Source organism: Brachymonas sp. J145, assembly GCF_036312245.1.
Lineage (GTDB): Bacteria > Pseudomonadota > Gammaproteobacteria > Burkholderiales > Burkholderiaceae_C > Brachymonas > Brachymonas wangyanguii.
This window is the reverse complement of the sequence record NZ_JAZDCI010000007.1, coordinates 1-11,191: the sequence shown is the minus strand read 5'-3', so window position 1 is coordinate 11,191 and position 11,191 is coordinate 1. Positions and strand designations below refer to the sequence as shown.

Here is an 11,191-nt window from a genome sequence, read left to right as displayed (position 1 = left end):
GTCCATGACGATCAACAGCGAGGTCCGCAAAGCCGGGCCGTTTACCGGCAACGACACGACCACGGTTTTTCCGTTCACGTTCAAGGTGTTCACGGCCGATCAGGTCGGCGTTGTGCTGACCAACGATTCCGGCAACGAGCGCTATGCAGTGCAGGGCACCGAGTACACCGTGACGCTGAACCCGGACCAGAACACGTCGCCGGGCGGCCTGGTGCAGATCCCTGCGCCGCTGGCGACCGGCGACCTGCTGACCATCACCAGCCACGTGCCGTACCTGCAGCATCTGGACCTGACGAACCAGGGCGGCTTCTATCCGGCCACGATCAACCAGGCGCTGGACCGCGCAACGATCCAGATCCAGCAACTGGCTGAGCAGGTAAATCGTTCGGTCAAGACGCCGGTATCCAGTGGCTCCACGCCTGAAGCGCTTGTCAATGAGCTGCTGACCGGGGCGAACGTGGCAACCGCTGCGGCAGAGCGTGCGGCTGAGAGCGCCAATTACGTTGCGTCACAAGAAAGCAACATCGACACCGTGGCCGGCAATATCGGCACCGTGCAGGCTCTGGCTGCGGACATCGAGCCTGTCAAGGCGGTGGCCTCCGGCATGGCGGATGTCGCAGAAGTTGCGCGGGTGATGCCGGATGTTGCTGCTGTGGCTGGCAATATCAGCGAGCTGCAGCTGGTGGCCGGCAATGTCGGTCCCATGACGCAAGTGGCGCAGAATATCGGGCCCATCAACACCGCAGTCGGTTACCTCGAAACCATCGGCCAGCTCGATATCGCGGCTCAGGTCACGCAGGCACGAGATGACGCCCAAGCTGCAGCGTCAGCGATCGGCCCGCTTCGCTTCTTCGACACGCTCGCACAGGCACAATCAGCAGCATCGACGCTGACTGAGGGTGACATCGTGGAAATCTCGAAAGATGAAGGCCAAGACGGGGTGCGCAGCCGGCGCAAATTCATTGGTGGCGTGCTGGTGCCGCTGCTGCTGCTGGACTATCCGCTGCGTGCGGAAGCTGCCATGACAATGTCAGGCTACGCCGATCTGCGTTCCTATGGTGGCACGGCGCGTACCCTGATCCTGACGCGGGACGGCATTGCAGGCACGTTCCAGCTGGACACAGAAGATACAACGAGCACGGACAACGGCGGCACAGTAATCGTTGACGCTGCCGGTCGTCGCTGGAAACGAGTGTTATTCGGACACGTCATCCCGCAGTGGTTCGGCGCAAAAGGCGATGGGAAAACAGACGATACGGCGGCGATCCAGGCCGCAATCGATGTTGCAAAATCTATTTTCTTCCCGGCTGGGACATACAGGATTACCGGCTCCATCACGTTGTCTCAACAAATTTTCGAGATTACGGGTGTTAAGGGGAGGTCGATCATCATGGGCTCCGGCGGCGGAAGCATCTTCGGCTATTTCTGTGTGATGCAGCAATTTTATGCCGACTTCGGAGCGATCACGAACCTTACATTTGATTCCGATGATTCTAAAAAAACACGTTGGGCGATCTACTCTCCATCAACCGTATACATATCACACTGGAAAATCGCTGATTGCAATTTTAATGCAAGATTGACATATGGCATAAATGCCAACATGATCGCGTGCCACATTTATAGATGTTTCTTTGGCGTTTATTTTGCCGGGGGCGGCAACAACATGAAGGCCATTGAGTCAATTGGAACCGTCGGCGACGGCAGCACAACAGTGGCAACTACGAATATCAACGTTATCGAGCAGTGTGAATTTGCAAATTGCGGATCACCGGAATCCATTGTTGAGTTTCAGACTGGCTTCAAAGTTGTTTTCCGAGACTGCATTTTTGAACAACTGACTCCAACGGCAACTGTCGTCATGCTGTCAGGCATTACATTCCCTGTGTTTGAGGGGTGTTGGTTTGAAAACGCGCAGGGAACGACCACTGTGGGAAAATCCGCCATTTGGACGCGGCAAGACAATAACGGGAATTTCGCTCATACTATTACGGTAGATAATTGCCTGTTCCATACATACAATACAGTTCCAGATGGGCTCATTAACTTCGGAGACAGTCCGAGAAAACACATTCAGTTCAGCAAGAATTTTGTCATCACACTCAAATCTTCTATTATCGTAGGAGGTAATAGCACGGCGAAGTTTGTAAATTCATTCGGAAACAACGTAACGGTAGCAACTGGCGGCGATGCGACCGAACTGAACTACAATTCACCGGCGAAATATGACAATGGTATCGCGACTACTGTTGTTAAGTTCCCTGCTGCGCAGGCATTGAGCACAGACCCGAATACGCTTGACGACTACTCTGAGGAAACATACGTTCCATCAGATTCTTCGGGGGCGGGACTGGTTTTTACTAATCCGAGAGCGACGGTCACAAAAATTGGAGGAGTGGTTTCATTCAACTTGTCTATTACGTACCCATCGACGACGGACGATAAGTCGGCAATTGTTTCAAAACCACCGTACCAGAATATTGAGGGATGCGCAGCCTCTGTTGTGGGCAACACCGGAACAAATCTGCAAGCATTTGTAGATAGCTCTGGCATCAATTTGTTTCCCGCTGGGTCGTTCGTTCCGGCAAAAAATTCGGATATGTCTGGAAAGACAATTTATGTATCTGGGACGTATATGACAAACACGTGATTTGGCTCTGCATGGTACGAGATCAATCGACGCATTAACTGGGCAACATAATGCCAGCACAAACAACAACAGCAACATACGTGATCAACATCGGCGCTATCGGCTTCGTCGGCTCTTTCCATGGTCTGAGCATCGAGCTCATGGCAGTCGGCGCAATGGCCGGCGTGGCCGCAGTTGCTCTGCAGAAAGCGGTCGGCCGCATCCGCGCCCTGGGCAGCGTCATGGTCAGCATGCTGCTGGCTGCAGGCCTTGCGCCGGTCCTGGCGCACGCGGCAGCTGCAGAGTATGCGCCGGGCATCGAGCGCGGCGTGGTCGAGACAGCTATTGCTGTGCTGCTGGGCGCAGCCTGGCCATGGCTGGCACCGGTGGCCGGTACGTTACTGAAAGACGCCGGCGCTGCGATCATGACAAAGATTCGCCGCGTCCTGGGCGTGGAGGGCTGATGTATGGATCCGACTCTTGTGGGCCTGATCTACGCCGTCTGCTGCGGCGTGATCTTCGTGCATGCGGTCTGCCAGGCTGCGCGTGTTCAGCACCGGGCCAGCGATATTTCGCTGTGGTGCTGGGTGCTGCTGGTGGGTGGCAGCCTATGGTCGGGTGTGGCCGGTCTGATGCAACAGCCGCCACTGCCGCATGCGATGCTGGCGGCGGCGGTGGCAATTCTGTGCGGCCGTGTGGCCTGGAAAGTATGGAGGGCAGGGCGATGAATTTTGACGAAGCGTTTGAGCGACTGATCGGCCATGAAGGTGGCTACGTGAACCATCCACGCGACCCAGGCGGAGAAACCAACTGGGGCGTGACATTGCGTACTGCGCGCGCCGAGGGCTACAGCGGCCCCATGCGCGCCATGACGCGGGACCAGGCGCGCGAGATTTACCGAACGGCGTATTGGGGTCGTGCGCGCGCTGACCAGTACGACTCGGCCATCGGCTTCCAGGTGTTCGATGCGGCCGTGAACCACGGCATCGGCAACGCAGTGCGCTTCCTGCAGCGTGCTGTTGGTGTGGCTGATGATGGCGCGGTCGGGCCTGTGACGCTTGCGGCTGTGCGAAGGATGACTGTGACCGATGTGCTGTCACGCTTCAATGCTGAGCGGCTGGACTTCTACACCAAGCTGACAACGTGGCCCACGTTCGGCAAGGGCTGGTCGCGACGCGTGGCCGGCAATCTGCGCTATGCAGCGGAGGACGCATGATCAGCGTGCTGGATCCGCGCGTATGGCTGGCGGCTCTGCTGGCCCTGGCTATCGCTGCCGGCCTGGGCTACTGGCGCGGTGACACGCACGGTGCGGATCGCGTGCAGACGCAATGGGACATGGCCAAGGCCGCCGCCGAGCGTGCCGCCATCAAACAGCAACAGCAGCAGGCCGAGCAGGCCCGCGCTGCATCATCTCAATATCAGCAGGAGCAAGCCCATGACAAGCAGCAAACGCGCATCGTGCGCGAAACCGTGGTCCAGTACGTTGATCGGCCTGTCTATCGTGATCGCCAGTGCCTTGATGATGGGCTGCTCGACAACATCAACGCAGCCATCGCCGGTGGTGCAGCAGATGCCGGCACCACCCGCTGATCTTGCTGTCCCATGCCCTGGGCCGCAGCCAATCACGGACGGCAGCAGGGCGGGTGTGGCGCTGTGGGTTGTGGATGAGATTGCCGCACATCGTGACTGTGCTGCGCGGCACCAGGCGCTGGTAGATGCGTGGTCGAAGTAGGGCGCTGCACGGAGAGCATATAATCTACGGTTCGTGTGCAACGGGGAATTCTGCGACTTCAGCAATCTGGCTACGCGCCAGTTACGCGCGTCTCTCGCAGATTGTTGATCTATAACGATTCACGACCCTCCCCCCGCGCACCAGAGTTTTCAAGTTTGCAGGCCGGCCTCCGCTGCCGCTGCCTGCCTTCTATCCAGCAAAGGAAATATCCATGTCCGTGAATGTCGAAACCCTCGAGAAGCTCGAGCGCAAGATCACCCTGTCCCTGCCCGTGAAAGACGTGCAGGACGAAGTCACCAAGCGCCTGCAGCGCCTGGCTCGCACCGTGAAGATGGACGGCTTCCGTCCGGGCAAGGTGCCGGTCAGCGTGGTGGCCAACCAGTACGGCCCGGCCGTGCAGTATGAAGTGATCAACGACAAGGTCGGCCAGGCGTTCTACCAGGCCGCCAATGAAGCCGAACTGCGCGTGGCTGGCCAGCCGGCCATCAGCGAGAAGGATGGCGCTGCCGAAGGCGAGATGCTGTTCGAGGCCGTGTTCGAAGTGTTCCCCGAAGTCAAGATCAACGACCTGACGGCTACCGAAGTCGAGAAGATCGCTGCCGAAGTGGACGACGAAGCTATCGACCGCACCATCGACATCCTGCGCAAGCAGCGTCGCACCTTTGCCCAGCGTGGCAAGGACGAGCCGGCGGTGGACGGTGACCGCGTGACCGTGGACTTCGAAGGCAAGATCGACGGCGAACCCTTTGCCGGCGGCAAGGCCGAAGGCTTCCAGTACCTGGTCGGCGAAGGCCAGATGCTGGCTGAATTTGAAGACGCCGTGCGCGGCATGAAGATCGGCGAAAGCAAGACGTTCCCGCTGGCCTTCCCCGAGGACTACCATGGCAAGGAAGTGGCTGGCAAGACCGCCGACTTCCTGGTGACGGTGCAGAAGCTGGAAGCTGCCAACATGCCCGAAGTGAACGAAGAGTTTGCCAAGCAGCTGGGCGTGGGTGATGCGACCGTGGAAGGCCTGCGCGCCGACATCCGCAAGAACCTGGAGCGCGAAGTCAAGTACCGCCTGCTGGCCCGCAACAAGAACGCCGTGATGGACGCGCTGATCAACAGCGCCGAGCTGGACCTGCCCAAGGCCAGCATCCAGGCCGAAGTCAACGCCATGGCCCAGGCTGCGCGCCAGGACCTGGTGCAGCGTGGCATGAAGGATGCCGCCAACGCCGAACTGCCGGCCGAGCTGTTCCAGCCGCAAGCCGAGCGCCGCGTGCGTCTGGGCCTGATCGTGGCCGAACTGGTGCGTGCCGAGAACCTGATGGCCACGCCCGAGCAGATCAAGGCCTACATCGACGACCTGTCTGCCAGCTACGAGAAGCCGGAAGAAGTGGCCCGCTGGTACCTGAACGACCAGCAGCGCATGTCCGAGATCGAAGCCGTGGTGACGGAAGCCAACGTGACCGACTTCGTGCTGGGCAAGGCCAAGGTCAGCGACAAGAAGGTCAGCTTCCAGGAGCTGATGGACCAGCCGGTCTGAGACTGATGCCGTAACGGCCGGCAGTTCCGGCCGTACCGACAGGCCTGTGTGGTCAGACTCTTGCAGTCTGCCGCCCAGGCCTTATTTATTCAGCATCATTCCCGTCATAATGTATGACAGTCAGGCTGGTGCCAAGCCGGCCGGAAACCTTTGGAGCCCTACGCATGCAAACTTCGCGCAACAGTGCACTCGACGCCCAGGCCCTGGGCCTGATCCCCATGGTGGTGGAGCAATCCGGCCGTGGCGAGCGCTCCTATGACATCTATTCCCGCCTGCTGAAGGAGCGTGTGGTGTTCCTGGTCGGCCCGGTGAACGACCAGACCGCCAACCTGGTGGTAGCCCAGTTGCTGTTCCTGGAAAGCGAAAACCCGGACAAGGATATTTCCTTCTACATCAACTCGCCCGGTGGCTCGGTCAGCGCCGGCATGGCGATCTACGACACGATGAACTTCATCAAGCCCGATGTGTCCACGCTGTGCATGGGCATGGCGGCCAGCATGGGCGCCTTCCTGCTGTCGTCCGGCGCCAAGGGCAAGCGCTTCTGCCTGCCCAACTCGCGCGTCATGATCCACCAGCCGCTGGGTGGTGCCCAGGGCCAGGCCACGGACATCGAGATCCATGCGCGCGAGATCCTGCGCCTGCGCAAGGAGCTGAACCAGATCCTGGCCACCAACACCGGCCAGCCGCTGGACAAGATCGAACGTGATACCGAGCGTGACTACTTCATGGCCGCGCAAGAAGCGCGTGATTACGGCCTGGTGGACCAGGTGATCCGCCAGCGCGGCGAAGCGGTCTGAGTCCCATGATGACCGCCGGGCCTGCAGGTCTGGCGGTTTCCTGTTTTTCCCTGATATTTGCCTGCGACCTTGATCGCATGGCCTGATTGCATGACAACCCAAAAAGACAAGCCCGGTACGACCACGCACTGCTCGTTCTGCGGCAAGAGCCAGGACGAGGTCAAGCAGATGGTGTCGGGCAGCCATGGTGGCCGCTCCGTCTTCATCTGCAACGAGTGCATCGAACAGTGCACCGAAATCCTGCACGAGAGCGCGAGCCCGGACGACGCCGCTCCGGTGGCGGATCGCCTGCCGACGCCGGCCGAACTCAAGGACAACCTCGACAACTACGTGATTGGCCAGGAAGCGGCCAAGCGCACGCTGTCAGTGGCGGTCTACAACCACTACAAGCGCCTGCGCTACCAGGAAAAGCAGGGCACGACGGACCAGGTCGAACTGAGCAAGAGCAACATCCTGCTGATTGGCCCGACCGGTTCCGGCAAGACGCTGCTGGCGCAGACCATGGCGCGCATGCTGGACGTGCCTTTCGTCATGGCCGATGCCACCACGCTGACCGAAGCCGGCTACGTGGGCGAGGACGTCGAGAACATCATCACCAAGCTGCTGCAGAGCTGCGATTACGATGTCGAGCGTGCCCAGCGCGGCATCATCTACATCGACGAGATCGACAAGATTTCGCGCAAGTCCGACAACCCGTCCATCACGCGCGACGTGTCGGGCGAAGGCGTGCAGCAGGCGCTGCTGAAGCTGATCGAAGGCACGCGTGCCAGCATTCCACCGCAGGGCGGCCGCAAGCACCCGAACCAGGATTTCCTGCAGGTCGATACCACCAACATGCTGTTCATCTGCGGCGGTGCCTTTGCCGGCCTGGAAAAGGTGATCGAGCGCCGTACCGAAGGCTCCGGCATCGGTTTTGGTGCCGAGGTGCGCAGCAAGGAAAACCGCAGCCTGACCGAGATGTTCCAGAGCATCGAGCCGGAAGACCTGATCAAGTACGGCCTGATTCCCGAGCTGATCGGCCGCCTGCCGGTGGTGACGGCGCTGGCCGAACTGGATGAAGCCGCGCTGGTGCAGATCCTGACGCAGCCGAAGAACGCGATCGTGAAGCAGTACAGCCAGCTGTTCCAGATGGAAGGCGTGGAGCTGGAGGTGAGCGAATCGGCGCTGAAGGCGATTGCGCAGAAGGCGATGGAGCGCAAGACCGGCGCCCGTGGCCTGCGCTCCATCATGGAGCAGGCGCTGCTGGACACCATGTTCGAACTGCCCGACCTCGACAACGTCGAGAAGGTGGTGGTGGACGACTCGGTGGTGGCCGAAGGCAAGCCTCCGATGCTGGTGTACCGCAAGGCCGAGAAGAAGGCCTCCTGAGGCTTTCAGGCCAGATGCCCGCCAGCCGGCGGGCTTTTTTTGCGCCAGACGCAGGCTGCATGGATTCCATGCTTGAATATCCGTGCACAGCGCCCATAACTGGTAGCTGAACCTAGAATACGAGAGTACGCCTACATGACCGATTTTGCCTATCTGCCCCCCGAAAGCGTTGAGCTGCCCATGCTGCCGCTGCGCGATGTGGTGGTGTTTCCGCATATGGTGATCCCGCTGTTCGTGGGCCGCCCCAAGAGCATTGCGGCGCTGGAAACCGCGATGGAAGCGGATCGCACCGTGATGCTGGTGGCCCAGAAGTCGGCCGCCGACGATGAACCGACCATCGAGGACATGTTCGAGACCGGCTGCGTGGCCTCCATCCTGCAGTTGCTGAAGCTGCCCGACGGCACCGTCAAGGTGCTGGTGGAAGGCCGCCAGCGCGCACGCATCGAATCCGTGACCGAAGGCGACGAGTATTTCACCGCCAAGGTGCTGCCGGTGGCTGCCGATGAAACGCAAAAGCCGGCCACCGAGGAGGCTGGCCGTGAACAGGAGGCGCTGCGTCGCGCGCTGATGCAGTCCTTTGACCAGTTCGTGAAGCTCAACAAGAAGGTGCCGCAGGAGATCCTGACCTCCATCACCGGCATCGACGAAGTGGGCCGCCTGGCCGATACGATTGCCGCCCATTTGCCGCTGAGCCTGGAAAACAAGCAGCAGGTGCTGGATCAGGGCCCGGTGCAGCAGCGCCTGGAGTTCCTGTTTGCGCGCATCGAGCACGAGCTCGATATCCTGAACATGGACAAGCGCATCCGCGGCCGCGTCAAGCGCCAGATGGAAAAGAGCCAGCGCGACTTTTACCTGAACGAACAGGTCAAGGCGATCCAGAAGGAACTGGGCGATGGCGAAGAGGGCGCCGACCTGGAAGAGCTGGAAAAGAAGATCCGTGCCGCACGCATGCCCAAGGCTGCGCTGACCAAGGCCGAATCCGAACTGCGCAAGCTCAAGCTGGTGTCGCCGATGTCGGCCGAGGCCGGCGTGGCGCGCAACTACCTGGATGTGCTGGTCAACCTGCCCTGGAGCAAGAAGACCCGCATCAAGACCAGCCTGGCCGAGGCGCAGCGCATCCTGGACGAAGACCACTACGGCCTGGAGCGCGTCAAGGAACGCATCGTCGAATACCTGGCGGTGCAGCAGCGCGTGGACAAGATCAAGGCACCGATCCTGTGCCTGGTGGGCCCGCCGGGCGTGGGCAAGACCTCGCTCGGACAATCGATTGCCAAGGCGACCGGCCGCAAGTATGTGCGCATGGCGCTGGGCGGCATGCGCGACGAGGCCGAGATCCGTGGCCACCGCCGTACCTATATCGGCGCGCTGCCGGGCAAGATCCTGCAGAACCTGACCAAGGCCGGCACGCGCAACCCGCTGTTCCTGCTGGACGAAATCGACAAGCTCGGCGCGGATTTCCGTGGTGATCCGTCGAGCGCGCTGCTGGAAGTGCTGGATCCGGAGCAGAACCACACCTTCAACGACCACTATGTCGAGCTGGATTTTGACCTGAGCGACGTGATGTTCGTGGCGACTTCCAACTCCATGAAGATCCCGGCTGCGCTGCTGGACCGCATGGAAGTGATCCGCCTGTCCGGCTATACCGAGGACGAGAAGGTCAATATCGCGCGCCGCTACCTGCTGCCCAAGCAGATGGAGAACAACGGCGTCAAGGACAGTGAGCTGGAAGTGGCTGACGAGGCCATCCGCGACATCGTGCGCTACTACACGCGTGAAGCCGGCGTGCGCGGCCTGGAACGCGAACTGGCCAAGATCTGCCGCAAGGTGGTGATGCAGGTGCAGCTCAAGCAGGTCGAGGGCAAGGTCACGGTCGATGGCGAGAAGCTGAACGACTACCTGGGCGTGCGCCGTCACCGCTTTGGTCGCGCGTCCGAAGCCAACAAGGTGGGTGAAGTGGTGGGCCTGGCCTGGACCGAGGTCGGTGGCGAACTGCTGACGATCGAGACCGCCATCATGCCGGGCAAGGGCGTGATCCAGCGTACCGGTTCGCTTGGCGACGTGATGAAGGAATCGGTGGAAGCGGCGCGTACCGTGGTGCGCAGCCGTGCCGGCCAGCTTGGCATTGCCGACGAGGCCTTCGAGAAGAAGGACATCCACATCCACGTGCCCGATGGCGCTACGCCCAAGGACGGTCCGAGCGCCGGTGCGGCGATGACGACTGCGCTGATTTCGGCGCTGACCGGCATCCCGGTGCGCAGCGATGTGGCCATGACCGGCGAGATCACGCTGCGTGGCGAGGTCACCATCATCGGCGGCTTGAAGGAAAAGCTGCTGGCGGCCCTGCGTGGCGGTATCCGCCAGGTCATCATCCCTGAAGAGAACATGAAGGACCTGCAGGAAATTCCGGACAACGTGAAGCAAGGCCTGGAGATCACGCCGGTCAAGTGGATCGACCAGGTGCTGGCGATTGCGCTGGAGCGCCAGCCGGAGCCGCTGCCTGGTGCCGAGCCGGCAGAAGGCCCGGATGCCGACGAGGAGCTGCCGGATGTGCCGGTGGCCAAGGCGAAGAAGCCGGTGCGCAGCAAGCGCCAGGCGACCAAGCACTAAGCCAAGGCCAGGCGCGCAAGCCCTGAACCATAACGGGACTCCATCGGAGTCCCGTTATGGTTGGTGCCGTCAATGATTCAACACTGCCTGTCAGCCGTTGGGTGCGGAATTGCAGGTGATTCGGAAATCGAATCGCTCGCGGTACAGGAACTTGCTGCACGGCATGGTGGAGCGGCGGGGAGCTGGGTGGGGCCGTGGGTGATGGATTGACTTGCAATGCCACTGTGCAGTGACCCGTCCTGAATTAGGTTGACACCACAAATTGGCAGGCTGCTCCTGCAGTTGCGGCCAATGATGCCCGATGCATCGCATCGGGCGTTTGCATTTTCAGCGAAGTATGAACCCGCTCGTGGTTATAGATCTGCACAGATTCAGCCACCATGCGCCGTGCCTGAGCCAAGTCAGCCGGACGATGCAGCAGAAGCTCTGTCTTTAGAATGCCGTTGACCCGCTCGGCCAGCGCATTCTGATAGCAATCATAGCCATCTGTCATCGAGCACGTGACTCCATGTCGCTGGTGCAGCTCCTGATAG

Annotated in this window: 11 protein-coding genes; 10 read left to right on the top strand and 1 reads right to left on the bottom strand. The window is 60.5% G+C overall.

Annotated features, from left to right (window positions below; all coding sequences use genetic code 11):
• Positions 1 to 4: 4 nt before the first annotated feature.
• The 10 genes from V1261_RS07710 to lon all read left to right on the top strand — a co-directional run bounded on the left by V1261_RS07710 (position 5) and on the right by lon (position 10,658).
• Positions 5 to 2,650: a glycosyl hydrolase family 28-related protein gene (locus tag V1261_RS07710; protein WP_329771111.1), complete on the top strand. Its 2,646-nt coding sequence runs from the start codon at positions 5 to 7 to the stop codon at positions 2,648 to 2,650.
• 80 nt (positions 2,651 to 2,730) lie between these two features.
• Positions 2,731 to 3,093 (top strand): hypothetical protein, encoded by a 363-nt coding sequence (locus V1261_RS07705; RefSeq protein ID WP_329771110.1) that lies wholly within the window; start codon positions 2,731 to 2,733, stop codon positions 3,091 to 3,093.
• A 3-nt stretch (positions 3,094 to 3,096) separates the two neighbouring features.
• Complete coding sequence (locus V1261_RS07700; RefSeq protein ID WP_329771109.1) at positions 3,097 to 3,357, top strand: hypothetical protein; 261 nt, start codon at positions 3,097 to 3,099, stop codon at positions 3,355 to 3,357.
• Complete coding sequence (locus V1261_RS07695; RefSeq protein ID WP_329771107.1) at positions 3,354 to 3,845, top strand: glycoside hydrolase family 108 protein; 492 nt, start codon at positions 3,354 to 3,356, stop codon at positions 3,843 to 3,845. The genes V1261_RS07700 and V1261_RS07695 overlap by 4 nt, the downstream gene beginning before the upstream one ends.
• The gene (locus V1261_RS07690; protein ID WP_329771105.1) at positions 3,842 to 4,219 is read left to right on the top strand and encodes a hypothetical protein; all 378 of its coding nucleotides are present in this window, start codon (positions 3,842 to 3,844) and stop codon (positions 4,217 to 4,219) included. The genes V1261_RS07695 and V1261_RS07690 overlap by 4 nt, the downstream gene beginning before the upstream one ends.
• Positions 4,149 to 4,361 carry an Rz1-like lysis system protein LysC gene (gene lysC, locus V1261_RS12000; RefSeq protein ID WP_442877951.1) on the top strand — a complete coding sequence of 71 codons (213 nt, stop codon included), beginning with the start codon at positions 4,149 to 4,151 and terminating at the stop codon, positions 4,359 to 4,361. The genes V1261_RS07690 and lysC overlap by 71 nt, the downstream gene beginning before the upstream one ends.
• Positions 4,362 to 4,572: 211 nt before the next feature.
• A complete protein-coding gene (gene tig / locus V1261_RS07685) occupies positions 4,573 to 5,886 on the top strand; it encodes a trigger factor (RefSeq protein ID WP_329771104.1) in 1,314 nt (437 codons plus the stop codon).
• Between the two features lie 164 nt (positions 5,887 to 6,050).
• Positions 6,051 to 6,683 (top strand): ATP-dependent Clp endopeptidase proteolytic subunit ClpP, encoded by a 633-nt coding sequence (gene clpP / locus V1261_RS07680; RefSeq protein ID WP_329771103.1) that lies wholly within the window; start codon positions 6,051 to 6,053, stop codon positions 6,681 to 6,683.
• Between the two features lie 90 nt (positions 6,684 to 6,773).
• A complete protein-coding gene (clpX, locus tag V1261_RS07675; RefSeq protein WP_329771102.1) occupies positions 6,774 to 8,051 on the top strand; it encodes an ATP-dependent Clp protease ATP-binding subunit ClpX in 1,278 nt (425 codons plus the stop codon).
• A 135-nt stretch (positions 8,052 to 8,186) separates the two neighbouring features.
• A complete protein-coding gene (gene lon, locus V1261_RS07670) occupies positions 8,187 to 10,658 on the top strand; it encodes an endopeptidase La (protein ID WP_329771101.1) in 2,472 nt (823 codons plus the stop codon).
• Between the two features lie 244 nt (positions 10,659 to 10,902).
• Here the strand turns inward: lon and V1261_RS07665 are convergent.
• Positions 10,903 to 11,191 (bottom strand): integrase core domain-containing protein (locus V1261_RS07665; RefSeq protein ID WP_329771099.1); only part of this gene is annotated, 289 nt, incomplete at its 5' end.